This is a genomic window from Streptomyces sp. ICC1 (genome assembly GCF_003287935.1).
Classification (GTDB): domain Bacteria; phylum Actinomycetota; class Actinomycetes; order Streptomycetales; family Streptomycetaceae; genus Streptomyces; species Streptomyces tritrimontium.
In genome coordinates this window covers 1,514,561-1,539,980 of the sequence record NZ_CP030287.1, presented here as the reverse complement: position 1 = coordinate 1,539,980, position 25,420 = coordinate 1,514,561, and the positions used below count along the sequence as shown (strand labels likewise).

Genomic DNA, 25,420 nt, shown 5'->3' with positions numbered 1-25,420 from the left:
GCCCACCGGGGTGAGCCCGGCGATGACCAGCTCGGCCTTGGGGGCACTGGTATCGGAGGCGGCGCCGTCCGGGCCGGGTTCCTCCCGTGCGGGCGCCCTTGTGCGGCGCTCCGGGGCGTCGCAGTCTTGGCGGACGACCCAGGGGGGGTACCGATTCCCATGATCATGCGATCACCGTTGTGGCGGCGGTACGGAGCCGCACTCGCACTGGCCTCGGCGCTCGCGCTCGGGGTGGACACCGGGGCCATCGCCGCGGCTCCGCCGGAGGGCCGCGTCCAGTACGCCGACGCACCCGGAGCCGTCGCCGACAGCTACCTCGTCCTGTTGGACCCGGCCCGCGCCGGCTCCCGTACGGACCGCGGCCGGGCCGTGGTCGAACGGTTCGGCGGCACGGTCCGCCGGACGTACGACTCGGCGGTCAACGGCTTCGCCGTCCGGATGACGGAGCGCCAGGCCCGCCGGCTCGCGGCCGATCCGGCCGTCGCACGCGTCGCGCAGAACCGCAGGATGCGGCTCGACGCCACCCAGCCGAACCCGCCCTCGTGGGGCGTGGACCGGATCGACCAGCGCCGACGGCCGCTGAACGAGGCCTACGCGTACCCGAACTCGGGCGGGCAGGGCGTGACCGCGTACGTCATCGACACCGGGATCAACATCACCCACCAGGACTTCGGCGGCCGCGCCTCCTACGGCTACGACGCGATCGAGGACGACTTCGAGGCCGACGACTCCCACGGGCACGGCACGCACGTCGCCGGGACCCTCGTGGGCACCACCTTCGGCACGGCCAAGAAGGCGAAGGTCGTGGCCGTCCGGGTGCTCGACTGGTACGGGGAGGGAACGACCGAGCAGGTGGTCGCCGGGATCGACTGGGTCACCCGCAACGCCGTGAAGCCGGCCGTCGCGAACATGAGCCTGGGCGGGGATCCCGACGACGTGCTGGACGCGGCCGTGCGGGGCTCCATCGCCTCCGGCATCACCTACGCGGTGGCCGCGGGCAACCAGAGCATGGACGCCTCCGGGCACTCGCCCGCCCGGGTCTCCCAGGCGCTGACGGTCGGGGCGGTGAGCGACCACGACGCGCGCTCCTCGTACTCCAACTTCGGGCGGCTGGTCGACCTGTTCGCACCCGGCGACTTCATCACCTCGGCCGTCTCCTGGGGTGACGACTGGAGCACCGTCATGTCCGGCACCTCGATGGCCACCCCGCACGTCGCGGGGGCGGCGGCGCTGTACCTCGCCGACCACCGCACGGCCACCCCGGCCCAGGTGGCCGGCGCCCTGACCGCTTCGGCCACCACCGGCGTGGTGCTCGACGCCGGCCCGGGCTCCCCCGACCGCGCCCTCTACGTGGGCGGCGCGCCGAACAAGGCGCCCGGCAAACGCTTCGCCAGCACCGCCGACCACCCGGTCGGGGACCTGGAGACCATCGAGTCCCCGATCACGGTCAGCGGTGTCCCGGGCCGCGCCCCCGCCCAGTTGGACGTGGAGGTCTACGTCAAACACCCGAACTCCGGGACCCTTCGGATCGACCTGATCGCGCCCGACGGGACGGCGTACCCGGTCAAGGACGAGTACACGGGCTGGGGCGAGGGCGACCTCGTCGCGCTGTACACGGTGGACGCCTCCTCGGAGACGGCCGGCGGGGTGTGGAGACTGCGCGTGTTCGACGCCTTCGCCGGGCACACCGGGTACCTCGACGGGTGGGCGCTGCGGTTCTGAGCGGGCCGCGCGGACGCGCTCCGGGGCGGCGGACCCCGGAGCGCGCCCGCGCGCCCGCGTGTGCGGCGGCGGGTCGGCGGTTCGGGGTCAGCCGTTCGGGACCTCGTCGACGAAGGCCGTGCCCGCGGTGCGGTAGGCGCCCACCTTGGCGGCGACCTGGGCCGGGGTGAGGACCTGGTCCTTGACGTGCAGGACGTAGTCGACCTTCTGGTCGTAGGCGCGGGGCGCGGAGCCCGGCTGGCCGTTCAGGTCGATCAGCCACTGGTTGAAGTTGATCGACATGGGCCGCTCGGGCAGGTACCTGGCGTCGTGGGTGCCGAAGACCTGGCCGTCGACGTAGTAGGTGATGGCGTTGTTGTCGATGGTGAGGACCAGGTCGTGCCAGCCCGCGTAGCTCGTCCGGGACTCGGTGTGCTGGTTGACGGCCTCCCACGGGTCGGGGCGGTAGGTCTCCCAGGACGTGGTGTAGAGGATGTTCGAGGGCTCGCCCCAGCCGCCGTTGGGCAGGTACTCGAAGTCGTACTCGGCGTAGTCGTCGGCCATCGGGGCCTTGAGGTCGTTGATGGGGAAGAAGGTCTGCACGAGGTGGTCGCCGTCCGGGCCGTACTTCGGCGCGTCGGAGAACTTCACCCGCGCCGCGTAGGTGCCGTTCTTGAACTTCATCGCCTTGGTGAGGATCTCGGTCTGCTTGGTGCTCTCGCCCGAGCCGGCCGTGGAGGTCTCCATGTTCATGATGGTGTTCCCGCCCTCGGCCGCGAAGGTCACGTTCTCGGGCGACCAGGCCGCCCCCGGGACGCCGGGGCCGCCGGAGTTGGAGCGCACGCTCCAGCCGTGGGCGGATATCGCCGGGTCCGCGGAGGAGGTGTAGGTGAAATCGTCGAAGAGGGCGGCGCCGGCCGGTCCGGGGTCGGTCGGGGTCGGCGTGGGGTTCGTCGGAGTCGGCGTCGGGTTGGTCGGCGTGGGCGTCGGGTCGGGGACGTTGCCGCCGGGCGCGGTGCCCCAGACGGTGGCGGAGCCCAGCCGGGCGGTCACCTTGTCCCAGTCCCCGTAGGCCGTGCGGGCCGCGTCGAAGGAGAAGTCGTCGGACTGGCGCAGGGTCTGCCAGTCGGCGCGGTGGAAGCGCAGCTGCATGTCGCCCGTGTCGGCGCCGGGGGCCAGGGTGCCCGCGCCCGCGGTGAAGGCGATCTCCAGGTAGCGGTCGGCGGTGGCCGTCGGGTTGGCCGGGGTGCCGAAGGTGCCGGTGATGTTGGCGCAGCCCTTGACCGCCCAGGAACAGGCGAACCGGTACTGGACGTCCGGGCCGTCGGCCTTGAAGTAGTAGCGGAAAGTGACCTGGTTCAGGGAGACGGCGGCGGAGCCGTTGTTGACCACCTTGAACCACGGCTCCGCCTGGTCGGCGGTGGCCCCGGTCGCGCTGGTGCGGTACTGGACCTTGACGGAGTCGGCCGCCGCGGTCGCGGGCAGGGCGGTCAGGGCCGCCGAGCCGAGTCCGGCGGTGAGGGTCAGGGCCAGGGCCAGGGCCGTACGGCGCCTGGCGTCGCGCGGGGTCCGGGGCGCCCGCGAACTCGTCGACCAGGGAACCCCGATCGACTCCGCCTGCCGCATCATCATCCTCGAAGACCAACTCGAAGAAGCCCAACGCATCAACGCCGAATACCGCCGCGCCGGCGAATCCTCCGCTCCACCGGCATCGGCCTGAGGCGAGCGGGGACGGGAGGCCGCGCAGTCCCGCACATCACCGGGACTGATCGCGCGGCGGTCATCCAGGCAGACGCCGGCATGCGCGGATGACGACGCCCCTGACGCCGGGCACGGAATCAGGGGCCGGCACGCACCTCTTGCCCCCTGGAATGTGGGCCGGGGCACCTGTCGGCGGTCGACGCCGTGGGTCCTCCGGGTCGCACCGCTGGGCCCCCTCAGGTGTGCAGACGGCTGTTGGGGCCGTCCTGGTCGCCGGCACTCTCGTCGTTGAATCAGTAGTCACCGGCGGCCAGGTACCGGAAAGAATGCGTGCTCTTGCTCGGCAGCTGGACCGTGACCGCCCGCTTCCCGTCTTTGCGCGGCCGCAGGGTGTGGGTACCGGGCTGCCAATCGTTGAAGTCGCCCACCACGCTGACGGGGCCGGGCGGCGTGTCGGCGGGCAGGACGAAGGTGACATCCGTGCGGTCCTTGCGCAGCGTGCGCTCCAGCATGAGACGGGCTCCTGACAGCAGGGGGTGGGGGCTCGCGCCCATCTTCGGTACGGAAGGGACGGCCCGCCTCCCGGCGCCGCCGCATCGGGGACGGGCGTCACCCGTGTGCCTCGCTTCGTAGCCGAGGTGATGCAGGCCGTCACTGTGCGTGTCAGCGTGATCCGAGAGGAATCCGTAGGGGCCCTCTTTCCCGCATCGGCGGGCGACCGTGATGGGCTCGACCCCTGAACGGGGGCGAACCATGAACGACGGCATCCGCGTCACCATGAGCCACGATCCACAAGGCGACTTCCAGCGGCGTCGGGCATCGTCGGCCCCCCAGCGGATTCCAGCGGCAGCCCACACAGCTCCTCACCCTCACCTCCAGCGAGCACTTGCTCCGCAGCATTCCGCCACGCAACGTCGTCTTCTCCTCGGTCTTCAGGGAGCTGGTGTCCCTCCCGACGCCGGCCTTGAGGCGGTGCCGTAGAGGAGGACGGTCCCGGTCGAGCCGGTGACCTCGTAGCCGAAAACGGAGAATCCGCCGGTCATCTCGTGGGCGCTGCCGTCATTGGTGACGACGCCGGCCACGCCGACGACCAGGGCGGCGATCAGGCGGGCGAGTCCGAGGATGACGAGCACGGCGCGCTCCAGAGGTACCTCTCCGCGGTAGGACCGTCCTCCCCGGGAAGCCACCAGCAGAGGGCAGATCTACCCTGAGAACAGGGGCTTTGCATCACTCCGTGAGATCGGCGGACATCATGATCGTCCTCGGAATCATCCTGCTGGTCGTCGGCTACGTAGCCGGCATCTCCATTCTGTGGACCATCGGAATCATCCTGGTCGTCGTCGGCGTCATCCTGTGGATCCTGGGATCCGTCGGACACAAGGTCGGCGGACGGAGGCACTACTGGTAGCCACCCCTGACCCCGCGCGGGGACCACTTCGTTCCCGCACGACCCCCGACGCCGCTCTACCTCGCCGTGCGCTCGGTACTGCACCGGCGTCGCCCGGCCCACTGATCCGCCTGCCCGCCTGCCACCACCCTGTCGGCAACTGGCTCCGGACCTCGGTCGGCGTTGCCCGGCGCGAGACGGAGCGTCCACCACCCGTCGAACTACCATATTTCGGGCGATATGTGAAATTCTGAAACGTGGCACCCCAAGGGATGGCACCTGCGGCGGGGATCCTCGTACGCCCTGGTTCTGGCTGCCTGCGTGAGCTGTCAACGAGTGGAGGATGCGATGTGGACCATCATCATCATCGTGGCCGCCGTGGTGGTCCTGGCCGCCGTCGCGCTGACCATGCGGACCATGACCCGGCGCCGGCACCTTCGGGAGCAGTTCGGGCCCGAGTACGACCGCACGGTCGAGGCGGGGCAGAGCCGCGGAGCGGCCGAGCGCGATCTCAAGGAGAGGGAGGAGCGGCATGAGGCGCTGGAGATCAGGCCGCTGCCCTCCACCGTCCGGGACCGGTACGCACGGGACTGGGCCAGCGTGCAGGAACATTTCGTCGACAGCCCCGACCAGGCCGTGGGTGAGGCGGACCGGCTCGTGACCACGCTCATGAGCGAGCGCGGCTACCCGACGGAGGATTTCGAGCAGCAGAAGCGGGACCTCTCGGTCGAACACTCCCGGACACTGGACCACTACCGCATCGCCCATGAAGTCAAGGGGCGGGCCGGCAGCAGGGACACCACGACGGAAGAACTGCGGAGCGCCATGGTCCACTACCGGGCGCTGTTCGAGGAACTTCTGAAAGACGACACCGCTTCGCCGGATGAAGAACGCCGCTGACTCCCAGCAGCCGCAAAGCGGCCGTTCGCCACCGCATGGAGGTGAAGGGACATGCAGAGAGAAGGACCATACGGGCGCGACGACGAGTACGCCGAGCCCGAGCCCGCCGGAGAGACCCTGTCCACCGAGGACATCGCCCGCCCGCAGACAGACACATCGCAACAGACCGCAGACGATGGCCTGACGGCGGTTCCCGAAGACGAGGGGGCGGCGCCCAGGACCAGAGTCACGGACGACAGCGGAGGTGAGCCGGACGCTGTGCCCGGCGAACAGGACGGGTCGGAGCGGGAGCCCGATACCGCCCCGCTTCTCGGGGCCCAGCAGGCGGAAGACCTCCGTATCCGGTGGCAGCAGATCCAGCAGGGGTTCGTCGACGACCCGAAGCAGTCGGTGTTGGCGGCAGACGGGCTCGTCGCCGAGGTGATGCAGTTGCTCGCCACCACGTTCGCCGACCACAAGCAAGGACTCGAAGGCCAGTGGCACCGCGGCGAGGAGGTGGCCACCGAGGACCTGCGCCTGGCCCTGCGCCAGTACCGATCCTTCTTCGACCGCCTGCTCAGCACCTGACCACCGGCTCGGACCCGCGACGACTACCGCCCGCCGTGGGTGCGGGACGCAAAACACCGGCCGGTGTCTCCCTCACGCAGAGGATCGCGTGGGCGGCCACCGGCCGGTACAGGTCGCCGGGCCGTCACATGGGGGGAGAGAGCGGATGCCGCCAGCGAAACGGCACCCCACGTCCGCGCATCCCGGACGGTCACCCACCGCTATCCCGGCAGCACAGAACGGTGCAGAAGGTCACCCGGCCTACTCAGCGGATGTGTCGGCGCCCGGAGCGACGCCCGCGCATGCCCAGGTGGACCAGGGCCGCCACGAAGACCAGGATGCCGATGAACAGCAAATAGAGCATGCCTTCGGCAGCAACGCCGATGATGCCCAGCACCATCGCCACGATGACCAGGATCAAGAAGACCTTCACGACGTGGACACCTCCTCGAGCAAGTGGGGGCTCAGCCAAGTGGGGGCTCAGCGGCGGGCGAGCTGCCGCTCGCCGCCCGCACCGGGCCGGTAGGTGAGGCCGTAGTGCTGGAAGATGTCGGCCTCATTCTCGGCGGGCAGGACGTCGTCCGTGCCGATCGAAGGGCTCTCCCTCACCAGCGCCTTGTCGTAGTGGACCTGGACGTACCCCGGCCCGACGACCGCGCCGTCCAGCGGAACGAAGACCAGCCGGTGCCGGGTGGGCAGCCCCACCAGCACGGTGGCCATGGCCGGCTCGTCCGTGCTGGTGTCCACGTAGACGGCCTCCAGCGCGCCGATCCTGCGCCCGCCCGCGTCGACCACGTCGTGGGTGCGCCACTCGCGAATGTCCGCTGCCTGGATCATCCTCAGGTCCCTTCGCACGATCACAGCCCGAGATTCAGCCTCCCCCCGCCGTGCTGCCCTTGCCGGGCAGTAGGGATGATGCCTCAGTGGCGACCAACCTTGAGCTCTTCGCGGACTACTTCCAGATCCACGTTCTGGATGAGGGATCCGAAGGTGATTTCAGCGGCGTGTGGACCGAACAGACCGTCGTGGACGGGCTCGGCGTCCTTGAAGATGCCCTGGCCATCGGCACCGCCGTCAACGACACCGTGGCGGTCAGTGTCCATGTCCTCGCAGATCAGCCGCACGACGACAGCGATGACTTCGACCACGTCGTCGAGGCGAGCCTCCACGCGCCCTCAGGACTGGTCATCGTGATGGGCTGTACCGACTACCTCGACGACGCGGCTCGATTCGAAGTGCCCGCAGGCTGGACCCGAGCCCGAGCCTCTCGGCGGAACCTCGCCGCCGCCGTCCGTTGGCTCGAGTCAGACGAGGAGCCCGAGGCGACCGAGGAGGTCCGGCTGCAGACCTGGCCCGCTCCGTTCTCCGCACCGCACATCGTCAAGCGATGGACCCAAGCGGACTAGCCTCCGACTCAGTACGGCGCTTCGTGCTCACCGTGTCGTCGCACACCAAGTACACGACCCGTGGCGCTATGCACGGCTTCTCTTGTCCAAACCGGCGGGAGCGAGAGCGATCAGGCTGCCGGCGGGAAGTCCTTGACCGGTGGGTGTCCGAAGACGTGGTCGAGAACGGACGCCAGGCGGACCTTCAGCGGCTCGGCGTGCGGGACGGGTTGTTTGGGGCCGTTCGGTACCAGTGGCGCGCCGCGGTCGAGGAGCAGGTAGAGCATCCGCAGTGTGCGCATCGCGTTGGATGCGTACGCGGGCTTGGGTCCACGCCCGATCGCACCGAAGTCGGCCGCGATCGGGTCGAGCCAGGCGGTTGCCGCCGCAGCGCTCAGTTCCGGTCGCGTCAGGACCCTGGCGATCGCGCCTGCGAGCCGGTCGTCCTCCTGCTGGTCCCAGACGTGGTCCGTGCGCGCGAGTATGCGCTCGGTCGCGAGGGCGAGCATGGCCGCGGGGTCAACGTCCGGGTGGGTGCCGAAGGTCCCCAGTAGGTCTGCCCCGTGTGCGACGGCGTGCAGCCAGCCCAGCTTCGGATCGTGGCCGCGTAGGTCGGTCTCCTCGGGGAACCACGCCCCGAAGGCCTCGAGCCACGTCTGCCGGAAATCGCCCCGAGTAACGATCATGTCGAGGACCAGCGGGGCGAACGTACGGGCCTGGATCTCGCTGTCCGTGAACCGGCGCGCCATATCGTCGCCCAGCCGCAGCCGCTGTGGACCGGCGATGACATCGCGCGCGATCCAGGTGCGCAGCACCACGTACGGTGCGCCGTCGCGCACCTGCGGGTCGGGGTCGCGCAGGCAACTGGCCAGTTGCTCCGTAAGCTCGTCGAGATCCACGTCCACGGGCACGCCGAAGCCGGTAGCGCAGAGGCCATCCCAGTCGATTGTCATGGCTTGGACACTATCGGGCGTGATCTTGGCGTCCACCGATTTGTTCCCCACCCTGTGTCGAAGATCAATCGCCGGGTAGCCCGTTAGCCCGTTGGCCGGTTGCGTGCCGGCGTGGCGGGGGAGCGGGCGACTCCGGAGCCCGTGCCGGGTCGGTGCTGAATGTGTTGCCGCTGCTGGAGCCGGAAGCCGTCGTGCCGTGCTGCCCGCCGCTCACCGAGCGCCCGCTGACCGCGGACGAGGCGGAGCGCACGGCCACGATGTTCAAGGCCCTGGGTGATCCCGTGCGCCTGCGGCTCTTCTCCGCGGTCGCCTCGCACGAGGGCGGGGAGGCGTGCGTCTGCGACATCTCCGACGTGGGCGTCTCCCAGCCGACCGTCTCCCATCACCTGAAGAAGCTGAAGGAAGCCGGACTGCTCTCCTCCGAGCGGCGCGGCACCTGGGTCTACTACCGGGTGGAGCCGACGGTCCTCGCCGGCATGGCCCAGCTCCTGGCCCGCGCAGCCGGCGTATGGGTCGCTGCCCACTGCCGGTCAGTCGTGACGGGCGAGTTTGACCGCGGAAACGAGAAGGATCAAGGCCAGCGCGGGGATGAGCGCGAGGTCCGGGAACACGCCGAGGAGCAGCCCGCCCAGCACCGCCCCGGCGACGGAGCCGGCGGCCATGACCAGGGTGAAGCGGAGGTTCGCGCCGAGCACCGCGAAGCTGCCGTCACGGCTGTAGCGGGCGAAGGCCACGAGCATCGTCGGCAGGGACACCAGCAGGGAGAGGCTTCCCGCGGTCTTGATGTCGACGCCGAACAGCAGCACGATCGTCGGGATCAGCAGCTCGCCTCCGGCCACGCCCATGATCGCCGCGACCACCCCGATGCCGAACCCGGCCACGACCCCGCACGGCACCTGCGCCCACAGCGGCAGTGCGAGCGTGCCCAGCGTGGTGGTGTGCGTGACCAGCAGGGCCGCCGCCATGAGCACCATCAGGGCGGCCAGCACCTTGTACAGGGTGGCGGAGCGCATGCGTACCGCCCAGGACGCTCCGACCCAGGCACCCAGCAGGCTCCCGGCCAGAAGGTTGACGGTGACCGGCCAGCGTGCGGCCACTTCGGCGGCGGGTACCGCCGCCAGGCGGGCCGGCAATGCAACCAGCACCACCACCAGGCTCATCGCCTTGTTCAGGATGACGGCCGAGAGGGCGGCGAAGCCGAAGAGGCCGATCAGCAGCGGCAGGCGGAACTCCGCGCCGCCCAGACCGATCATCCCGCCCAGCACACCGATGGCCGCTCCCGCACCGAACGCCAGCGGTGCCGAGTGCGTCGGGCGGAGGGGAGCGAGGTTCTGATCTGTGGCCACGATGGGCATCTTCGCTGGTCGCCGCGCCTGCCTGCTACGCCACGACCCCACCTTCGGGCAAAGGCACCGGGCGTCCGCTCAGGAGTCGTCTGGTCCTCCGAGCGCCCGCAGCGAAGCGACGCCCGAGCCGTCTCTGAGCGAGCACCCGTCCGCGGTGCGCTGCTCTGAACGTCGCGTCACCCGTTAGACCATTCGGTGCTGATGTCAGCTGCAAATGGAATCAGGATGCACTGATGTGAGAACATCAGTTTGTACTGACGTCAGCTATGCCTGATGTGACTGGCGCGCCCTGCTCCTTCCCGGGCTCAGTCACCCGCGCACGCCAGTCACTGCCCCTCGAACAGAACCGAAAGCGAGTCCGCTGATGACCGCGACCGAATCCGGCATCCCCTCCCAGCCGCCAGGCGTCGAGGACGCCTCGATCGTCGCCAAGATGTCCACCCTCGACCGTTTCCTGGCGGTGTGGATCCTGGTCGCGATGGGCCTCGGACTTGGGCTGGGCAGACTCGTACCCGGGCTGAACGACGCTCTGGCGAAGGTGGAGGTGGGCGGGATCTCCCTGCCCATCGGCATCGGTCTGCTGGTCATGATGTACCCGGTCCTCGCCAAGGTCCGCTACGACAAGCTCGACTCCGTCACCGGCGACCGGAAGCTGATGCTCTCCTCGCTGGTCATCAACTGGATCGTCGGCCCGGCGGTCATGTTCGCGCTCGCCTGGATCTTCCTGCCGGATCTGCCCGAGTACCGGACCGGGCTGATCATCGTGGGCCTTGCCCGCTGCATCGCCATGGTCATCATCTGGAACGACCTCGCCTGCGGCGACCGCGAAGCCGCCGCCGTGCTCGTCGCCCTCAACTCGGTCTTTCAGGTCTTCGCCTTCGGGCTCCTGGGCTGGTTCTACCTCGACCTGCTGCCCAGCTGGCTCGGACTCGGCGACGGACAGGGGCTCGACGTACCCGTCTGGCACATCGCGCTGAACGTGATCGTCTTCCTCGGAGTGCCGCTCCTGGCGGGCTTCCTCACCCGCCGCATCGGCGAGAAGAGGGTCGGACGGGCCGCCTACGAGGCGAAGTTCCTGCCGATGATCGGACCGTGGGCGCTGTACGGGCTGCTGTTCACGATCGTCATCCTCTTCGCCCTCCAGGGGAAGACCATCACCTCGCAGCCCTTGGACGTCGCACGCATCGCCCTGCCGCTGCTGGTCTACTTCGCCCTGATGTGGTTCGGCACCTTCCTTCTGGGCAAGGTCATCGGCCTCCCGTACGACCGCACCGCCACGCTCGCGTTCACCGCCGCCGGCAACAACTTCGAACTCGCCATCGCGGTCGCCATCGCCACCTTCGGCGTCACCAGTGGCCAGGCGCTCTCCGGGGTCGTCGGCCCCCTCATCGAGGTCCCCGTGCTGATCGCCCTGGTGTACGTGTCCCTGGCCTGGCGCAAGAAGTTCGCGGCCCCTGAACTGGCCGTCCCTGGAAAGGCCCACTGATGCACTGCCTCGACTGCCACATTGCGGGAACCGCCAGTCCTGCTGTCGGCGTCTGCCGCGACTGCGGTGCAGCCGTCTGCGTCAACCACGCGCGCGTCACCGAACGGGAGGTCCGGCGGCGGCCGTTGCTCGCGCCGCCCGTCGAGACGCCCGCCCGAACCGTGCACTGTTTCCAGTGCGCAGGAGTTCATGCCCGCTGACCAGCGCCGCCGGACGATGACGAGGCCTTGGTCGCGTTGTCGACGTGGGCCGTGTGGTCGGTGACGACCGCACGGCCTGGCAGGCGCGGCGACGTGAAGGTCAGGCTCGAAGCAGTTCCGCGATCTCTCGGGCAGCTTCGCGTGCGGGGCGGCCGACGCCGATGAGGGTGGCGGAGGCGGGACCGGTCCAGTCGCCGTAGCCGAGCAGGTGCAAGCGGGGTTCGTCGACGGCGCGGGTGCCGATCGCGGCGATGTGGCCCCGGGTGCCGCGCAGGCGGAGCGAGGAGAAATGGGCCAGGTCCGGGCGGAATCCCGTGCACCAGACGATCGCGTCGGCCTGTGCGCTCGTTCCGTCGGCCCAGGCGACTCCGTCCTCGGTGAGGCGGCTGAACATGGGCGTGGCGGTGAGGAGGCCGGCGTCGCGGGCGGCGCGTACGGGCGGGACGGCGACGATGTCGCCGAGCGAGGCGACGCCACCGGTGTCCGTGCGGCCGGCGTCCAGGGCCTGGCGGCGGGCGGTCGCGGCGTCGAAGAGCGCGCGGCCGTCGATCTCGTCGGGCAGGTAGCGGGGCGGACGCTGGGTGACCCAGGTCAGGTCGGCCGTACCCGCGAGGTCGGCGGCGATCTGCGCGCCGGAGTTTCCACCGCCCACGACGATCACGCGTTGCCCCGCGAAGTCCTCGGGGCTGCGGTACTGCACGGTGTGGAGCTGGCGGCCGGCGAAGTCGCGGCGGCCTGGGACGGCAGGCAGGAAGGGGCGGGTCCAGGTGCCGGTGGCGCTGATGACGGCCCTGGCCTGCCAGTCGCCGCAGTCGGTTTCGACACGGAGGAAGGCGCCGTCCCGGTGGACGGCATCGACCCACGTGCCGCGCTGAACCGGCAGCTCGTACCGCTTCTCGTAGTCGGCGAGGTACGACACCACGTGCTGTGCGTCCGGATAGACCTCGCCGGGCTGGACGGGCATGAGCCGACCGGGCAGCGAGGAGTACGCCGCCGGGGAGAACAGCCGGAGCGAGTCCCAGGTGTGCTGCCATGCCCCGCCGGGTGCCGCCTGGGCATCGAGGATGACGAACTCGATGCCCAGGCGACGCAGGTGGTATCCGGCGGCGAGCCCAGCTTGGCCGCCACCGATCACCACCACGTCCGTGCTCTGTGTCATGCCGCCGGAGCTCCGGCGGTCGCGGTCTTGCCGCGCATGAAGATGACCGCCACCAGGGCCAGGCCGACGATGACACCGGCCAGCTGGGCGCCGATGAAGCCCGGAACCGAGGCGGGCGCGATGCCCGCGAAGGTGTCGGTGAACGCGCGCCCGATCGTGACGGCCGGGTTGGCGAAGGAGGTGGAAGAGGTGAACCAGTAGGCGGCGCCGATGTAGGAGGCGACCGCGATGGGGGCGAAGCGGAGCCGGTCGGTGCGGGCCAGGCCGAAGATCACGAGGATCAGTCCGGCGGTGGCGACGACCTCGCCGAGGAGGAGGTTCCCGGCGGAGCGGTCGTGGGTGGCCCACTTCACCAGAGACTCGCCGAACATCGCGTCGGCCAGAATGGCTCCTGCGATCGCGCCGGCGATCTGCGAGGTCACGTACACGGCCAGCTCGCGGGCGTTGACGCCCGCGCCGCCGCGACGGGCGGTCCACCACTCGGCCAAGGTGACGGCCGGGTTGAAGTGGGCGCCGGACACCGGGCCGAGGAGGGCGATCAGTACGCCGAGGCCGAAGACGGTGGCCAGGGAGTTCGCCAGCAACTGCAGGCCCACGTCCTGGCTGAGCTCGGTGGCCTGGATGCCGGAGCCGACCACCACCGCCACGAGCGCCGCGGTGCCGACGAGCTCGGCGGCGGCGCGGGCGATCAACGGGGTCTGGGGCGGGGTCGCGCCGGGCGCGGGTTGGGGCGCGTCGGCGGCTATGCCGGACGCCGCTGCGGGGGCGGCGACGGGCTCGGTGACGGACAACGGTTCTCCTCGGGCAGGTGAGGCAAGAAGCGGGCTATGGGCAGGACCGCTTGAGGTTCGCTTCGGCGGTGGCGCGCGCGGTCTGAGCGAGGTCGGCGAACTGACCGGCGATGGCCTCGATGACTTCCGGGCGCAGGCGGTAGTAGATGTACCGTCCGCATGGCTCCGTATCCACGACCCCGGCCTCGCGTAGGACCTTCAGATGGTTCGAGAGGTTCGTCTGCTTGGCACCCGTCTCCTCCACGAGATGGGTGGTGCAGAGCGTCTCCTTGGCGAGGAGGGTCACGATCTGGAGCCTGAGCGGGTCGGCCAGTACCCGGATCAGTTCAGTGTCGACTGACGTCATCATGGACTGATACTGTCACATCACCCGGCCCTGATACCAGCCCGGGCTGACCTCTTGGAGCCCGTGGAGGGTTCTCATGTCTTCGCCTCCGCCCCCCACACTGCCTGATCAGCGGCTCTTCACCGGAGTGGCGCGCCTCGCAGCACGCCACGAAGGCAGGCTCGCCCCGGAGACCGTGCAGCGGCTCCTCGCCGACTCCTACGCGCTCCTGGCAGCCGACGCCCAGGTCCACACCCACCTCGTCGTGCGTGCCGAACGCCTCACGGCCGAGCGCTTGGGGGCACTCGCCAAGGTCCAGGGAGCGCCGGGCACCGAACCCGTCACCGAACCCGCCACCGTGGTCGATCCCCACGTCGTCCAGGCGCTCACCGAGGTCGGCGCGGACGTCAGCGCCGCCTACCCCAAACCGCTGACCGATGAGGTCGTCCAGGCCGCCGACATCGTGATCACGATGGGTTGTGGCGATGCCTGCCCCATCGTCCCCGGCCGTCGCCACCTCGACCGGCCGGTGCCGGACCCCGAGGGGGCCCCGATCGCCGTCGTCCGCGAGATCCGCGAGATCCGCGACGAGATCGACGCCCACATCACCGAGCTGCTCACCCGGCTCGGCGCATGACACACCCGCTCGTTCCCACCCCGCAGTTGACTTCACCCCAAGGAAGAACGATGTCCTCCACTCCTGTCGCGTCCGTGCTGTTCGTCTGCATCCACAACGCCGGCCGCTCGCAGATGGCCGCAGGCTTCCTGCGCCACCTGGCCGGAGACCGCGTCGAGGTCCGCTCCGCGGGCTCCGTCCCCGGCGACCGGATCAACCCCTCCGCCGTGGCTGCCATGGCCGAGCTGGGCATCGACATCTCCGACCAGACGCCGAAGGTCCTCACCCCCGAGGCCGCCCAGGCGTCCGACTACATCATCACCATGGGCTGCGGCGACGCCTGCCCCTACTTCCCCGGCAAGACCTACCTCGACTGGCAGCTCGAGGACCCGGCCGGCCAGGGAGTCGAGGCCGTCCGACCCATCCGCGACGAGATCAAGGGCCTCATCGAGGGCCTGATTGCCGAGATCGACGCCAAGTCGAAGGCCTGAACCGACGTGACTGACTCGAACACCGCTGATGGCATACGCAACGTCATCGTCATCGGCTCCGGCCCCGCCGGATACACCGCCGCCCTCTACACGGCGCGCGCGAACCTCCAGCCCCTCGTCTTCGGCGGCGCGATCTTCGTCGGCGGCTCACTGACGACGACCACCGAGGTCGAGAACTTCCCCGGCTTCCCGGAGGGCGTCGACGGGCCCGTGCTCATGGAGAACATGCGGGCCCAGGCCGAGCGGTTCGGCGCCGAGATGATCGACGACGACATCGTCTCCGTGGATCTGACCGGCGACATCAAGACCGTCACCGACTCGGAAGGCACGGTCCACCGTGCGAAGGCCGTGATCATCGCGACCGGCTCCGGCTACCGGAAGTTGAACCTGCCCAAGGAGGAAGAGCTCTCCGGGCGGGGCGTCTCCTGGTGCGCGACCTGCGACGGCTTCTTCTTCCGAGACCGCGACATCGTTGTGGTCGGCGGCGGCGACACCGCGATGGAGGAAGCCACCTTCCTCACCCGCTTCGCCCGCTCGGTCACCATCGTCCACCGCCGCTCGACCCTGCGGGCCTCCCAGGTCATGCAGAACCGTGCGTTCTCGGACGACAAGATCTCCTTCCTCTTCGACAGCGAGATCACCGAGCTGGAGGACAAGGACGGCAAGCTCTCCGGCCTCACGGTCCGCAACGTGATCACCGAAGAGATCCAACACCTCGACGCCACGGGCCTGTTCATCGCGATCGGCCACGACCCGCGCACCGAGCTGTTCACCGAGCAGCTCGACCTGGACGCCGAGGGCTACCTCAAGGTCCAGTCCCCGTCCACGCGCACCAGCCTTCCCGGCGTGTTCGCCGCGGGCGACGTCGTCGACCACACCTACCGCCAGGCCATCACGGCCGCCGGTACCGGCTGCGCTGCCGCCCTCGACGCAGAGCGGTACCTCGCCGCGCTCGCCGACGCGTCGCAGTAACCACCACCATGGGAGGAGGCCGCATCATGGCCCTCAAGAACGTGACCGACGCGTCCTTCATCGAGGACGTCCTGCAGAGCGACAAGCCCGTCCTCGTCGACTTTTGGGCCGCCTGGTGCGGCCCCTGCCGCCAGTTGACTCCGTCGCTGGAGGCCATCGCCGCCGAGCACGGCGAGAAGATCGAGATCGTCAAGCTCAACATCGACGAGAACCCGGAGACGGCTGCCGCGTACGGAGTCATGTCCATCCCGACCATGAACGTCTACGTCGGCGGCCGGGTCGCCAAGTCCATCGTCGGCGCCAAGCCCAGGGCCGCTCTCGAGCGGGAACTGGGCGGGTACCTCGGCGCCTGACCTTCCGACCGGGCATGGAATCGGGTCCTCTGCACCGCCACGGCGCGCGGTGCGGGGGACCCGCTGCTCGCGCGGAAAGTCGCTCGGTCCGCCTGTGGCCGTTGACGGCGAGAGCGTCAACGGCCCGAGCAGCACGGCAACCCGTTCATGGGCCAGACCCGGTGGCCCGCTCCGTCAGAACGGGCGGGGTGACATGATGTGATCCTCGGCTCCCGGGAACTCCAGAATGCAGCGCGGTACGCCGGGAGCGGGCGTCACCCGTACGGACACCGGAGTCGGCGGATCTGTGGGCAGCTCGACGTGCACGGTCACGGGGTGGTCATCGTGCGTCGTGCCGTGACCGGTCTCCTTGCCGTCGACCAGAACCTCCACCACGACCATGTGGCCGGTCTCGACGGTGGCACTGACCGAGTGCCCCACGTAATCGACGTGGAAATGATGGCGTCGTCCCATCGGTGCCGCCTCCAGCTGATCACCCAGACCGGCGCCCCACCTCAAGCGTAGCCGCGGAGCCGTCACGCGGCCTGCTCGGCAGAACAAAGCCGGCCATGACCGCCGCCCCCGTGAGCGCGGAGCCCGAAGTGACGGCGATCGACTCCACGCCGAGGGTGACCCCCGCAGGGGATGGGGACGGTGAGGAAGCCGAGGACGGCCGGGGTGGTGACGGCGGCGGACCTCGCCGAGCGGCGGACCCGTCGACCCCAGGATGCGGGCGGGCGCGGTACGAAGCGTCGTACGGCCTTCACGCCGATCATGTCGAGCGCGAAGAGCACCATCAGGACTGACGCAGATGCCGCCGCTCCCCGTCAGCCGCAGCAGGACGTTCCGGCCGTCGCGGCCTTCGTCGCAGCGGGGAGCACGGCATCGGCGGGCTTCACCGCGCGGACGATCGCCGAGTGCATGCCATCCGCGACCGAATGCGTCGGGGTGATCTCGACGCCGGTGAACCCTGCCGCCTCCAAACCCTCGCGATACTCGGTGAACGACAGTGCGCCGGCGATACAGCCGACGTAGTCGCCGCGCTCGGCACGCTCGGTCGGCGAGAGCTCGTCGTCGGAGACGACGTCCGAGATGCCGATCCGGCCGCCGGGAGTCAGGACCCGGAACATCTCCGCGAACATCGCGGGCTTGTCGACCGACAGGTTGATCACGCAGTTCGAGATCACGACATCGATGGTGCCCGCGGGCAGCGGGATCGCCTCGATCGTGCCCTTGAGGAACTCGACGTTCTTCGCCTCCGCCTTCTTGGCGTTCGCGACCGCCAGAGCGAGCATCTCCTCGGTCATGTCCAGGCCGTACGCCTTACCGCCGGCTCCCACACGGCGGGCGGACAGCAGGACGTCGATCCCGCCACCCGACCCGAGGTCGAGCACGCGCTCGCCCTCCCGCAGCTCCGCCACCGCGAGCGGATTGCCGCACCCCAGCGAGGCCGCGACGGCCTCGGCCGGGAGCGACTCCCGCTCCGCCGTCCCGTAGAGGCCCGACCCGAAGTTCTCGTCGATCTCGACGCTGCCGGACCCGCAACAGGCGGTACCGCCCTCGGTCACCTGCAGCGCTGCCGCCGCGTACCCGGCACGGACGCTTTCGCGCAGATCGGACTCTTGACTCATGGGATGCTCCTCGCGCGATTGGTTCGATGTCTATGGAATCAACAGTGCCTCCCGGATCGACAGTCGTCAACATAGAGGTCTATCGAATCAGGCGGGTGCCGGCACGGTCGTCCCGGCTACTTCGGGTCACGGGTGAACTGTGCCGCCGACCAGCGGTAGCCGAGCGCGATCAGGCCGACGCACCAGCCGGGCATGGTGTCGGCCGGGCTGAAGGCGCTGGAGATGAGGGGCAGGAGGATCAGCGGCATGGCCATGCTGCCGGCCGCCTCGTTCAGCACCTCGCCGGTGATCAGGCCGTCGACGGCGGAGAACTGCCCGGTGACACCGATCGCGGCACGGACCGCCTGCGGGTCGGCGGCCAGGTCGTGCCCGCCGACGCGCAGGTCGCCGGCGTCGGCGGTGACGAGCGTGGAAAGGATCTTCACGGCGGTGGTCTTCCCGGCGCCGTTCGGGCCGAGCAGCGCGAACACGGACCCGGCCGGGATGTTGCTGGTCGTTCGGGCCGCGCCTGTTCGCGCCGCGCCGAAGCGGTGAACCGTGCGTACGGGCTATGCCCACTGGTGTGAGCGGCGGAGGCTACTTCCCGGCTGTGCCGGGTTCCCTGCTGAGGGACTCCTGGTAGACATCCGCATAGGTGCGGGAGTCCTTGATCAGGTCGTCGCAGAACGCGGCGACGTCATCGCCGATGAGTTGCAAAATTCCCTTGCCTGCTGCGGCGCCCTCTTCGAAGAAGTCGACGATCCCGGGGAGTAGGGGCCCGTCGGGCAGGTCGATGGGTCCGACCTTGAACAGGTACTTCTGCATTTCCTTGTAAACGATCTGGTAGTCGGGCGGAAGGGCCTTGACTCGGGCCGTGTGTGCCCGCCACTGCTTCTTGCCCTCGATGATGTCCTGGATGCCCATGTCAGCCTCCCAGCCTGCTCAGTTTCCTGGCGACGTTCCTGTTCAACTGCTCGCGCCAGCAGTCGCGATAGGTTCGGGCCCCTTCGCCGCCGGCCAGTGCCGTGCAGAAGCCCCGGATGTCGTCGCCGAGCACCTCGTTGACGCTCTGTCCGTCCGCCGCCGTCTCTTCGAGCAGTCCCAGGGCAGCGTCGAGGATCGGCATCAGGTTGCGACCGGTGAAGTCCCCGTGGGGGAGGAGGTCGACCTTGATCTGTTCCCACGCCGCCCGGTAGTCGTCCGGCAGGGCCTCGGCCCGGGCCTCGAACGCCTTCCATTCCCTGGTGAGATCGCTGCCCGTGATGGTCTCCCAGAAGTTCATCGCCCGCCCTCCTTGAGCTTGTCGATGCGTGATGAGACGTACTGCCATTTCGCCCAGAACTTCGCGAGTTCCTGGCGGCCGGCGTCGTTGAGTGCGTAGAACTTGCGCGGTGGGCCGACCCCGGACGGTCGTTTCGTCACCTGGACGAGTCCGTTCCTCGCCAGTCGCAGCAAGATGGTGTACACCGTCCCCTCGACGACGTCGGCGAAGCCCAGCTCGTTCAGCTGACGGGTGATGGCGTACCCGTAGGTTTCCTCGCTGGCGATGATCTCGAGTACGCACCCTTCGAGCGTGCCTTTCAGCATCTCCGTCAGGTCGTCCATCGCAAGTCTTCCTCCTTGGCGCCTTCGGTACTACGTAGTACCGAGTACAGCTATACGGTACCACCGAGTAGTGGGGGTGCCAGCGATCGGCGAGCCGCGTTCACCGGTTGCTGGGGGCGCAGACGGTCAGGGTGACCGGGGCAGACCCGGCTGACCCGCGCACGCGCTACACACTTCAGACGGCGGTCATCGGCGCCCGCCTGCTGGGCTGGCCGGGCCGGGGGAGTGAGCACCTTCGTCAGCGGGCGAGGCAGGGAGGCGCGGTGCTCAGGTGCTCACCAAGGAAGCGGCGCACCCACTGGGCTACTTCGCCCAGTGCTACCAGAAGACCGGCGCTGAGCGCATGTCACCACGGAGGCTGGCGCCTGCCCGCTTGCCCGCCTGCCTGGAGATACGAGCAGACCTCAGGCGACCGGGGCCAGCCCTTTGGGCCCGAAGCAGGCGGAGACGAGAGACGGCCTGGCCCGGGCGGCGGCACGGCGACGGCTGCGCCGACGAGGGCCAGGCCCCAGGCGTCCTTGAAGGGGCACTCGCCGTACGTGCCGCGGCGCGTACGTCAGCCATGCTCGCGGGTGACGGGTTCCGCTTCGCGCTGGTAGATGTCGGGGATGCCGTCCGCGTCAGCGTCGATGTTCTCCTCTTCGTACAGGCGCTTGTAGAGGGTGTTGCGGCGCCGGAGGAGTACGGCCGCAAGGACGGCGGAAGTGAGGGCGGCGATGAGGACGGCGGCTTTGACGTGTTCGCCGATCTCTTGGCCGGGGAAGGCGAGTTCGCCGATGAGGAGGGCGACGGTGAAGCCGACGCCTGCGAGGACGGACAGTCCGAGGACGTCTGCCCAGGCGAGGTCGGGGTTGAGTTCGGCTCTCGTGAAGCGTGCGGCGAGGTAGGTGCCGATGAAGATGCCGAGGATCTTGCCGACAACGAGTCCGATGACGACGCCGAGCGGTTCGGGGCTGGTGAACACCGAGGCCAGGGCGGGGCCGGAGATACTGACGCCCGCGGCGAAGAGGGCGAAGAGGGGAACGGCGATGCCCGCGGAAATCGGGTGCATCACATGGGAGACGCGGGCTGCGGGGGACACGTCCTCGCTCTTGTCGCGGGTGGTGCGCAGGATGAGGCCCATGGCGACGCCGGCGACGGTGGCGTGGACGCCGCCGTTGTACATGAGCGCCCAGATGGCGATGCCGAGGGGGAGGTACCACCACCAGCCTCGGACGCGGTAGCGCTGGAGGAGGTAGAAGACGGCGAGTCCGGCGAAGGCTCCGCCGAGGGCCCAGAGGTTCAGGTCGCTGGTGAAGAAGACGGCGATGATGAGGATGGCGCCGAGGTCGTCGACGACGGCGAGGGTGAGGAGGAAGGCGCGCAGGGCGGAGGGCAGGTGGGTGGAGATGACAGCGAGGACGGCGAGCGCGAAGGCGATGTCGGTGGCCATGGGGACGGCCCAGCCGTCGAGGCTGCCGTTGCCGAGGCCCGCGGTCAGTCCGTACAGGGCCGCCGGTACGGCCATGCCGCAGACTGCGGCGATGACGGGCAGTGCGGCTGTAGCCGGGGTGCGCAGCTCGCCGACGACGAGTTCTCGTTTGAGTTCGATGCCGGCGACGAGGAAGAAGACGGCGAGGAGCCCGTCGGCGGTCCAGTGCCCGATGGAAAGGTCCAGGCCGAGTGCGGGTATGCCGAAGTGGAAGTCGCGTATCGCCTGGTAGACGTTGCTGAACGGGGTGTTGGCCCAGATCAGTGCGATGACGGCGGCGGCGAGGAGGACCAGCCCGCCTACGGTCTCGGTGCGCAGGGCGGAGGTGATGGCCTGGCGTTCAGGCCAGGCCATGAGTCCGAACGCGATGCGAGGGCGCGGGCTGCTCATGGTGGTGGCCTTCCGGGGCGTCGGCTGAAGAGGGGCACACGGCCCCTATTTCGCCGACCAGACTTCCCGGCACACCGCGCGTCACTGGCAGCTCGGCTGCCCCATTGACGTGTTCTTTACACCGTATGGGAGATGTCCAGATGTCGCCAGAGGGCTTCTCACCTGCTGAAACGCAAGCGAGCGGGCTCGTACACACCAAGGCGCGGACCCTTCACCCCGGGCTGACCCCTCGCGGGGCTGGCGCAGGGCTGGCCGAGAGCGCACGTACGGCTGGAGCCGCCCCGACAGCGGCATCTGGGCGGAGGAGGGCCGGCACCTTACGGGCTGTACCGCTACCTGCCCGAGGACTCGCCCGATGGCCTGGGTCAGTCGGAGGTGATCCGCGAGGGGCGGAGTCAGTCCTGTGATCCGGAGTGCGGCGCTGCCTCTGCGCCGCGTCCTCCCGGCTCACGTCGCGCTGCGAGCGCGCTGTCGGCCTCCGCGGCGTCGGCGAGGGCTTCGGCGGCGGCTTCCGCGGCTTTCGCCGCGTCGTTCGCGGCCTGGACGGCCAGGTCGTCGGAGGATGCCTCGCGGGTGGCGGCGGACTGGGGGAGGGATTCCGTGAAGGCGCGGGTGACGTTCTGGAGGGCGGAGGTGACCTCGCCGGGTATCACCCAGAAGGTGTTGCCGGGCCCTTGCGCGAGCTGGGGGAGCATCTGGAGGTATTGGTAGGCGAGGAGCTTGGGGTCGGGGTCGTTGCGGTGGACGGCCTGGAACACCTCGTCAATGGCCCGCGACTGCCCCTCCGCCTTCAGGATCTCGGCCGTCCGGTTGCCCTCGGCGCGCAGGACGGCGGACTGCTTGTCGCCCTCGGCCGTGAGGATCTGGGACTGGCGCTGGCCCTCGGCTCCGAGGATGGCGGCCCGCTTGTCCCGCTCGGCCCGCATCTGCTTCTCCATCGCGTCCTTGATGGACTGCGGCGGGTCGATGGCCTTGATCTCCACCCGGTTGACCCTGAGGCCCCACTTGCCCGTGGCTTCGTCGAGAACGCCGCGGAGCTGGTTGTTGATGGTGTCCCGTGAGGTCAGGGTCTTCTCCAGGTCCATGGACCCGACGACGTTGCGCAGCGTGGTGACCGTCAGCTGTTCCACCGCCTGGAGGAAATTGGCGATCTCGTAGGCGGCGGCGCGCGGGTCGGTGACCTGGAAGTAGAGGACGGTGTCGATCTCGACGACCAGGTTGTCTTCAGTGATGACCGGCTGCGGCTTGAAGGAGACGACCTGCTCGCGCAGGTCGATCACCGGGTACACGCGGTCGACGTACGGGATGACCACGTTGAGTCCGGGCTTGAGGGTGCGGTGGTAGCGGCCGAGGCGCTCGACGTTGCGGGCGCGGGCCTGGGGGACGATGCGTACCGCCCGCACCACGGTGAACACCGCCAGCACCGCGACGAGCAGGCCGACGACGAGGAACGCGGACACTTCCATGGCTCACTCCCGGGGGTAGACCAGCGCGGTGGTGCCTTTGATCTCGATGACGTCGACGGTCGTACCGGGAGGGATCACCAGTGACTCGTCGTAGGCGCGCGCCGTCCATTCCTCACCGCCGATGCGGACCCTGCCGCCCCGCATCGACACCTCCGCGGTCACGTAGGCGGCCGCGCCGACCAGCGCGTCCACGCCGAAGCGCTCCTCGGGTCGCGGGGACAGACGGCGCAGGGCGACAGGGCGTACGAAGACCACGCCGACCGTCGCCACGACCGCGAACACCAGGAACTGCAAGGGCAGGGGCAGGCCGGCGGCAGCGAAGGCGGCGGTGACCAGAGCCGCGCCGCCGAGGAGCCCGAGCGCCACGGTGAGGGTGGCGATCTCTGCCGCGCCCAAGACCAGAGCGGTGATCAACCAGATCAGCCAAGGATCCATTGCTTAGCCTCCTGGTGGGGGCGGCAGGGTGCGGAGATTGTGCTCTTTTGTGTCTTTTACCCGTTATAGGCCAAAGGAAGCCTTTGGGTCGTCCCGGCTACCTGCGGGTCATGGCTCCGTGGGTAGCCGGGACGAGCAGTCCGGACGGGTCCTTGCGACGCGACATTGAGGCATGGCGGGGACGCTGCGACACGATACGAAATGACATGACATGACATTCGCAGGCAACGGCTGAGCGACGCAGCCCGCACGAGGGCGGACTGCGGCGGGGCGGCCCGCTCGAGGAGGCGCAGCAGCTCGACTGGGAACGCCAGCACGAGGGTGGAGTTCTTCTCGGCGGCGACCGCGACCACCGTCTGCGGCAGCCTGAGTTGGAGGGCGGCAGGCTGGTCGGACATCACGGTGACTGGCCGGTCCACCGTGGGGGAGGTCGTCGCCCGCACCGGTCCGGGGCGCGGAGCCTGCCACCGGGCCGCTCACGGCGGGGGCTGCCGAGGGTGAGGTCCCTGCCGTGTCAGGGGTGGGGAAGATGGGTGCTGGCCCCGATGCGCCGGTCAGGGGCGCCAGGTGATGGTGGGGATCTGGAGCACCTTCTGTTCGGGGTGGCCCTCGTGGGGCGCGGGTGCTCGCGCCTGCACCTGTGAACGGAGCCGCGCCGATGACGACCCCGTCTCCGCGTATCCCCGGCACTGGCTGGGCGGGCCCGCCATGAGTGTCACCGCGTGGCTGGCTGTGGCGGTGTTCGGGGCCGTCTACGTACTGATCGCCACGGAGAAGGTCCACCGGGTCGCCGCCGCCCTGGGCGGTGCGGTCGTCATGCTGCAGATCGGCGCGACGAGCCCGGAGCACGCGTTCTTCTCCGACGTGGCCGTTTGAATCGATTGGAACGTCATCTTCCTGCTGCTGGGCATGATGCTGATCGTCTCCGTCCTCAAGCGCACCGGCCTGTTCGAGTTCGTCGCGATCTGGGCCGCCAAGCGGTCGCACGGCCGCCCGTACCGGCTGATGGTGTTCCTGATCTTCGCCACCGCGTTGCCTTCGGCGTGGCTGGACCACGTCACCACCGTTCTGCTGATCGCCCCCGTGACCATCGGGGTCTGTACCAGGCTCGGCGTCCCGGTCGTGCCCTATCTGATCGCCGAGGTGATGGCCTGCAACATCGGCGGCGCCGCCACGCTGATCGGTGACCCGCCCAACATCATGATCGGCTCCCGCGCCGGGCTGTCGTTCAACGACTTCCTGCTCCACCTGGCGCCCATCGCCACGGTGCTGGCGCGGTGTTCGCGCTGATGGCCCGCTGGATGTTCCGCGGCGCCTTCACCTACGACCCCGAGCATGCCGCGCACGTCATGGCCATGCGCGCGAGCGGGATGCCCTCACCGACACCCGGCTGCTGGCCGTCAGCGGCATCGTTGTCGAGTGGGAGACCCTGGCGTTCTTCGCCGGCCTGTTCGTGATGGTCGGCGCGATGGTGCGGACGGGGATCTTCGCGGACCTGGGCGAGGCCGCGGCCCGGGTACTGGACGGCAACCTGTTCGGCGCCTCCATGGCCCTGCTCTTCGGATCGATCGTGCCGTCCGCGGTCATCGACAACATCCCCTTCGTCGCCTCGACCAGCCCGATCGTCTCCGAGATCGTCGCCAGCTCCGGAGGCATCGAGCAAGCCCAGGTGTTGTGGTGGTCCTTCGCCCTCGGCGCGGACCTGGCCGGCAACGCCACGATCATCGCCTCCTCCGCCAACGTCGTCACCGCTGTCACCACCGTGCTGGCCGGGCTGTACGTGTGGCTGCGCCACTTCGCCCTCGCCTGACCGATGGAAGGGAGTGAAGGACCGTGCCGGAATCAGACGACGAGAGGATCGCCGACCTCGAAGCCACGCTGTGGCACGACGATCCCCGCTTCGCCCGCGCCCTGGGCAAGGGGCGTCCGCGCCGGCCCCGCGAGCGTCGCAGCCGAGTAATCCCCGGCCTTGTTCTCCCGCATCCCGGCCCCCTGGCGTCGGAGCGTGCGGGGTCGATCAGTGGACGCCCGGTCCGGGAACCGAGCATCACCAGGCACGTGATGAACAGGGACAGGCCAATGTTCAGCGCCGGGGTCCCAGGTTCGGAAAGGGTGTGAAGGGCTACGCCCGTCAGTGTGGCGGGGGCCCAAC

Annotated in this window: 29 protein-coding genes and 5 pseudogenes; 14 read left to right on the top strand and 20 right to left on the bottom strand. The window is 69.4% G+C overall.

Annotation, left to right across the window (positions count from 1 at the left end; genetic code table 11):
* The first annotated feature begins 165 nt into the window (after positions 1-165).
* Positions 166-1,722, top strand: coding sequence for a S8 family peptidase (locus tag DRB96_RS07150; protein WP_112453263.1), 1,557 nt, complete (start codon positions 166-168; stop codon positions 1,720-1,722).
* An 87-nt stretch (positions 1,723-1,809) separates the two neighbouring features.
* On the opposite strand, the gene DRB96_RS07145 is transcribed toward DRB96_RS07150, so the two are convergent.
* Entirely contained in the window at positions 1,810-3,330 is a 1,521-nt protein-coding gene (locus DRB96_RS07145) for a cellulose binding domain-containing protein (protein ID WP_239517868.1), read from the bottom strand.
* Here DRB96_RS07145 and DRB96_RS44370 point away from each other — a divergent pair.
* A pseudogene (locus DRB96_RS44370) lies at positions 3,278-3,421 on the top strand (MerR family transcriptional regulator); the annotation flags it as partial. The gene DRB96_RS07145 and the pseudogene DRB96_RS44370 sit on opposite strands and share 53 nt — an antisense overlap.
* Positions 3,422-3,695: 274 nt before the next feature.
* On the opposite strand, the gene DRB96_RS07135 reads toward DRB96_RS44370, so the two are convergent.
* Positions 3,696-3,914, bottom strand: coding sequence for a hypothetical protein (locus tag DRB96_RS07135; protein WP_112447660.1), 219 nt, complete (start codon positions 3,912-3,914; stop codon positions 3,696-3,698).
* Between the two features lie 420 nt (positions 3,915-4,334).
* Positions 4,335-4,535 (bottom strand): hypothetical protein, encoded by a 201-nt coding sequence (locus DRB96_RS07130; protein ID WP_112447659.1) that lies wholly within the window; start codon positions 4,533-4,535, stop codon positions 4,335-4,337.
* Positions 4,536-4,654: 119 nt separating this feature from the next.
* Between DRB96_RS07130 and DRB96_RS42720 the strand changes: the two genes are divergently transcribed.
* The 3 genes from DRB96_RS42720 to DRB96_RS07120 all read left to right on the top strand — a co-directional run bounded on the left by DRB96_RS42720 (position 4,655) and on the right by DRB96_RS07120 (position 6,256).
* Positions 4,655-4,810 (top strand): DUF6131 family protein, encoded by a 156-nt coding sequence (locus DRB96_RS42720; protein WP_239516751.1) that lies wholly within the window; start codon positions 4,655-4,657, stop codon positions 4,808-4,810.
* 327 nt (positions 4,811-5,137) lie between these two features.
* Positions 5,138-5,689, top strand: a complete 552-nt coding sequence (locus tag DRB96_RS07125) for a hypothetical protein (RefSeq protein ID WP_112447658.1) — start codon at positions 5,138-5,140, stop codon at positions 5,687-5,689.
* A 51-nt stretch (positions 5,690-5,740) separates the two neighbouring features.
* Entirely contained in the window at positions 5,741-6,256 is a 516-nt protein-coding gene (locus tag DRB96_RS07120; RefSeq protein WP_112447657.1) for a hypothetical protein, read from the top strand.
* A 244-nt stretch (positions 6,257-6,500) separates the two neighbouring features.
* On the opposite strand, the gene DRB96_RS43705 is transcribed toward DRB96_RS07120, so the two are convergent.
* Together DRB96_RS43705 and DRB96_RS07115 are read right to left on the bottom strand one after the other, a co-directional pair.
* Positions 6,501-6,668: a hypothetical protein gene (locus DRB96_RS43705; protein WP_204357664.1), complete on the bottom strand. Its 168-nt coding sequence runs from the start codon at positions 6,666-6,668 to the stop codon at positions 6,501-6,503.
* Positions 6,669-6,715: 47 nt separating this feature from the next.
* A complete protein-coding gene (locus DRB96_RS07115) occupies positions 6,716-7,072 on the bottom strand; it encodes a PRC-barrel domain-containing protein (protein WP_112447656.1) in 357 nt (118 codons plus the stop codon).
* Between the two features lie 86 nt (positions 7,073-7,158).
* Between DRB96_RS07115 and DRB96_RS07110 the strand changes: the two genes are divergently transcribed.
* A complete protein-coding gene (locus DRB96_RS07110; protein ID WP_204357663.1) occupies positions 7,159-7,641 on the top strand; it encodes a hypothetical protein in 483 nt (160 codons plus the stop codon).
* Positions 7,642-7,751: 110 nt separating this feature from the next.
* Here DRB96_RS07110 and DRB96_RS07105 read toward each other — a convergent pair whose 3' ends face one another.
* Positions 7,752-8,609 carry a DUF2785 domain-containing protein gene (locus DRB96_RS07105; RefSeq protein ID WP_204357662.1) on the bottom strand — a complete coding sequence of 286 codons (858 nt, stop codon included), beginning with the start codon at positions 8,607-8,609 and terminating at the stop codon, positions 7,752-7,754.
* Between the two features lie 125 nt (positions 8,610-8,734).
* On the opposite strand from DRB96_RS07105, the pseudogene DRB96_RS07100 reads away from it, so the two are divergent.
* A pseudogene (locus DRB96_RS07100) lies at positions 8,735-9,064 on the top strand (metalloregulator ArsR/SmtB family transcription factor); the annotation flags it as partial.
* Between the two features lie 39 nt (positions 9,065-9,103).
* On the opposite strand, the gene DRB96_RS07095 reads toward DRB96_RS07100, so the two are convergent.
* Entirely contained in the window at positions 9,104-9,928 is an 825-nt protein-coding gene (locus DRB96_RS07095) for a sulfite exporter TauE/SafE family protein (RefSeq protein WP_239516049.1), read from the bottom strand.
* A gap of 355 nt (positions 9,929-10,283) precedes the next feature.
* On the opposite strand from DRB96_RS07095, the gene arsB reads away from it, so the two are divergent.
* Positions 10,284-11,405: an ACR3 family arsenite efflux transporter gene (arsB, locus tag DRB96_RS07090; protein ID WP_112447654.1), complete on the top strand. Its 1,122-nt coding sequence runs from the start codon at positions 10,284-10,286 to the stop codon at positions 11,403-11,405.
* 300 nt (positions 11,406-11,705) lie between these two features.
* Here the strand turns inward: arsB and DRB96_RS07080 are convergent, their stop codons facing one another.
* Genes DRB96_RS07080 through DRB96_RS07070 form a run of 3 tightly spaced genes read right to left on the bottom strand, consistent with a single transcriptional unit; the run spans position 11,706 to position 13,904 of the window.
* Complete coding sequence (locus DRB96_RS07080; protein WP_112447652.1) at positions 11,706-12,764, bottom strand: ArsO family NAD(P)H-dependent flavin-containing monooxygenase; 1,059 nt, start codon at positions 12,762-12,764, stop codon at positions 11,706-11,708.
* Positions 12,761-13,555, bottom strand: coding sequence for an aquaporin (locus tag DRB96_RS07075; RefSeq protein ID WP_112447651.1), 795 nt, complete (start codon positions 13,553-13,555; stop codon positions 12,761-12,763). Before DRB96_RS07075 ends, DRB96_RS07080 begins: the two co-directional genes overlap by 4 nt.
* A 34-nt stretch (positions 13,556-13,589) precedes the next feature.
* Positions 13,590-13,904 carry a metalloregulator ArsR/SmtB family transcription factor gene (locus DRB96_RS07070; protein ID WP_112447650.1) on the bottom strand — a complete coding sequence of 105 codons (315 nt, stop codon included), beginning with the start codon at positions 13,902-13,904 and terminating at the stop codon, positions 13,590-13,592.
* A gap of 73 nt (positions 13,905-13,977) precedes the next feature.
* Between DRB96_RS07070 and DRB96_RS07065 the strand changes: the two genes are divergently transcribed.
* From DRB96_RS07065 to trxA, 4 genes are read left to right on the top strand one after another with little or no spacing between them, the layout of a single operon-like run.
* On the top strand, positions 13,978-14,517 hold the full coding sequence (locus DRB96_RS07065; protein ID WP_112447649.1) for an arsenate reductase ArsC: 540 nt from the start codon (positions 13,978-13,980) through the stop codon (positions 14,515-14,517).
* 50 nt (positions 14,518-14,567) lie between these two features.
* Positions 14,568-14,987, top strand: coding sequence for an arsenate reductase ArsC (locus DRB96_RS07060; RefSeq protein WP_112447648.1), 420 nt, complete (start codon positions 14,568-14,570; stop codon positions 14,985-14,987).
* Between the two features lie 6 nt (positions 14,988-14,993).
* Positions 14,994-15,959: a thioredoxin-disulfide reductase gene (gene trxB / locus DRB96_RS07055; RefSeq protein ID WP_112447647.1), complete on the top strand. Its 966-nt coding sequence runs from the start codon at positions 14,994-14,996 to the stop codon at positions 15,957-15,959.
* A 26-nt stretch (positions 15,960-15,985) separates the two neighbouring features.
* The gene (gene trxA, locus DRB96_RS07050) at positions 15,986-16,312 is read left to right on the top strand and encodes a thioredoxin (RefSeq protein WP_112447646.1); all 327 of its coding nucleotides are present in this window, start codon (positions 15,986-15,988) and stop codon (positions 16,310-16,312) included.
* Positions 16,313-16,486: 174 nt separating this feature from the next.
* On the opposite strand, the gene DRB96_RS07045 is transcribed toward trxA, so the two are convergent.
* The 10 genes and pseudogenes from DRB96_RS07045 to DRB96_RS44365 form a co-directional block, all read right to left on the bottom strand.
* On the bottom strand, positions 16,487-16,765 hold the full coding sequence (locus tag DRB96_RS07045) for a hypothetical protein (RefSeq protein ID WP_112447645.1): 279 nt from the start codon (positions 16,763-16,765) through the stop codon (positions 16,487-16,489).
* A 353-nt stretch (positions 16,766-17,118) separates the two neighbouring features.
* Complete coding sequence (arsM, locus tag DRB96_RS07040) at positions 17,119-17,922, bottom strand: arsenite methyltransferase (protein WP_112447644.1); 804 nt, start codon at positions 17,920-17,922, stop codon at positions 17,119-17,121.
* 278 nt (positions 17,923-18,200) lie between these two features.
* A pseudogene (locus DRB96_RS07035) lies at positions 18,201-18,407 on the bottom strand (ATP-binding cassette domain-containing protein); the annotation flags it as partial.
* Between the two features lie 91 nt (positions 18,408-18,498).
* Positions 18,499-18,825, bottom strand: a complete 327-nt coding sequence (locus DRB96_RS07030; RefSeq protein ID WP_112447643.1) for a DUF1048 domain-containing protein — start codon at positions 18,823-18,825, stop codon at positions 18,499-18,501.
* A gap of 1 nt (position 18,826) precedes the next feature.
* Positions 18,827-19,183, bottom strand: coding sequence for a DUF1048 domain-containing protein (locus tag DRB96_RS07025; protein ID WP_112447642.1), 357 nt, complete (start codon positions 19,181-19,183; stop codon positions 18,827-18,829).
* Positions 19,180-19,506: a PadR family transcriptional regulator gene (locus tag DRB96_RS07020; protein WP_112447641.1), complete on the bottom strand. Its 327-nt coding sequence runs from the start codon at positions 19,504-19,506 to the stop codon at positions 19,180-19,182. The genes DRB96_RS07025 and DRB96_RS07020 overlap by 4 nt, the downstream gene beginning before the upstream one ends.
* A gap of 556 nt (positions 19,507-20,062) precedes the next feature.
* Positions 20,063-21,367 (bottom strand): Na+/H+ antiporter NhaA, encoded by a 1,305-nt coding sequence (gene nhaA / locus DRB96_RS07010; protein ID WP_112447639.1) that lies wholly within the window; start codon positions 21,365-21,367, stop codon positions 20,063-20,065.
* 395 nt (positions 21,368-21,762) lie between these two features.
* Positions 21,763-22,833: an SPFH domain-containing protein gene (locus DRB96_RS07005; RefSeq protein ID WP_112447638.1), complete on the bottom strand. Its 1,071-nt coding sequence runs from the start codon at positions 22,831-22,833 to the stop codon at positions 21,763-21,765.
* 3 nt (positions 22,834-22,836) lie between these two features.
* Positions 22,837-23,268, bottom strand: coding sequence for an NfeD family protein (locus DRB96_RS07000; protein ID WP_112447637.1), 432 nt, complete (start codon positions 23,266-23,268; stop codon positions 22,837-22,839).
* Between the two features lie 56 nt (positions 23,269-23,324).
* Positions 23,325-23,669 (bottom strand): annotated as a pseudogene (locus DRB96_RS44365) (slipin family protein); the annotation flags it as partial.
* Positions 23,670-23,976: 307 nt separating this feature from the next.
* Here DRB96_RS44365 and DRB96_RS46225 point away from each other — a divergent pair.
* A pseudogene (locus DRB96_RS46225) lies at positions 23,977-25,078 on the top strand (SLC13 family permease).
* A 23-nt stretch (positions 25,079-25,101) separates the two neighbouring features.
* A complete protein-coding gene (locus tag DRB96_RS46220; RefSeq protein WP_112447636.1) occupies positions 25,102-25,386 on the top strand; it encodes a DUF3040 domain-containing protein in 285 nt (94 codons plus the stop codon).
* Positions 25,387-25,420 lie beyond the last annotated feature (34 nt).

Bases quoted from the DNA above. Each gene is read 5' to 3' on its own strand.
- DRB96_RS07000 (WP_112447637.1), bottom strand. From the start codon at position 23,268: ATGGATCCTTGGCTGATCTGGTTGATCACCGCTCTGGTCTTGGGCGCG.
- DRB96_RS07135 (WP_112447660.1), bottom strand. From the start codon at position 3,914: ATGCTGGAGCGCACGCTGCGCAAGGACCGCACGGATGTCACCTTCGTC.
- DRB96_RS07115 (WP_112447656.1), bottom strand. From the start codon at position 7,072: ATGATCCAGGCAGCGGACATTCGCGAGTGGCGCACCCACGACGTGGTC.
- DRB96_RS07145 (WP_239517868.1), bottom strand. From the start codon at position 3,330: ATGATGCGGCAGGCGGAGTCGATCGGGGTTCCCTGGTCGACGAGTTCG.
- nhaA (WP_112447639.1), bottom strand. From the start codon at position 21,367: ATGAGCAGCCCGCGCCCTCGCATCGCGTTCGGACTCATGGCCTGGCCT.
- arsB (WP_112447654.1), top strand. From the start codon at position 10,284: ATGACCGCGACCGAATCCGGCATCCCCTCCCAGCCGCCAGGCGTCGAG.
- DRB96_RS07025 (WP_112447642.1), bottom strand. From the start codon at position 19,183: ATGAACTTCTGGGAGACCATCACGGGCAGCGATCTCACCAGGGAATGG.
- arsM (WP_112447644.1), bottom strand. From the start codon at position 17,922: ATGAGTCAAGAGTCCGATCTGCGCGAAAGCGTCCGTGCCGGGTACGCG.
- DRB96_RS07045 (WP_112447645.1), bottom strand. From the start codon at position 16,765: ATGGGACGACGCCATCATTTCCACGTCGATTACGTGGGGCACTCGGTC.
- DRB96_RS07005 (WP_112447638.1), bottom strand. From the start codon at position 22,833: ATGGAAGTGTCCGCGTTCCTCGTCGTCGGCCTGCTCGTCGCGGTGCTG.
- DRB96_RS07095 (WP_239516049.1), bottom strand. From the start codon at position 9,928: ATGCCCATCGTGGCCACAGATCAGAACCTCGCTCCCCTCCGCCCGACG.
- DRB96_RS42720 (WP_239516751.1), top strand. From the start codon at position 4,655: ATGATCGTCCTCGGAATCATCCTGCTGGTCGTCGGCTACGTAGCCGGC.
- DRB96_RS07070 (WP_112447650.1), bottom strand. From the start codon at position 13,904: ATGATGACGTCAGTCGACACTGAACTGATCCGGGTACTGGCCGACCCG.
- DRB96_RS07120 (WP_112447657.1), top strand. From the start codon at position 5,741: ATGCAGAGAGAAGGACCATACGGGCGCGACGACGAGTACGCCGAGCCC.
- DRB96_RS07065 (WP_112447649.1), top strand. From the start codon at position 13,978: ATGTCTTCGCCTCCGCCCCCCACACTGCCTGATCAGCGGCTCTTCACC.
- DRB96_RS07060 (WP_112447648.1), top strand. From the start codon at position 14,568: ATGTCCTCCACTCCTGTCGCGTCCGTGCTGTTCGTCTGCATCCACAAC.
- DRB96_RS07020 (WP_112447641.1), bottom strand. From the start codon at position 19,506: ATGGACGACCTGACGGAGATGCTGAAAGGCACGCTCGAAGGGTGCGTA.
- trxA (WP_112447646.1), top strand. From the start codon at position 15,986: ATGGCCCTCAAGAACGTGACCGACGCGTCCTTCATCGAGGACGTCCTG.
- DRB96_RS07125 (WP_112447658.1), top strand. From the start codon at position 5,138: ATGTGGACCATCATCATCATCGTGGCCGCCGTGGTGGTCCTGGCCGCC.
- DRB96_RS07030 (WP_112447643.1), bottom strand. From the start codon at position 18,825: ATGGGCATCCAGGACATCATCGAGGGCAAGAAGCAGTGGCGGGCACAC.
- DRB96_RS07150 (WP_112453263.1), top strand. From the start codon at position 166: ATGCGATCACCGTTGTGGCGGCGGTACGGAGCCGCACTCGCACTGGCC.
- DRB96_RS07080 (WP_112447652.1), bottom strand. From the start codon at position 12,764: ATGACACAGAGCACGGACGTGGTGGTGATCGGTGGCGGCCAAGCTGGG.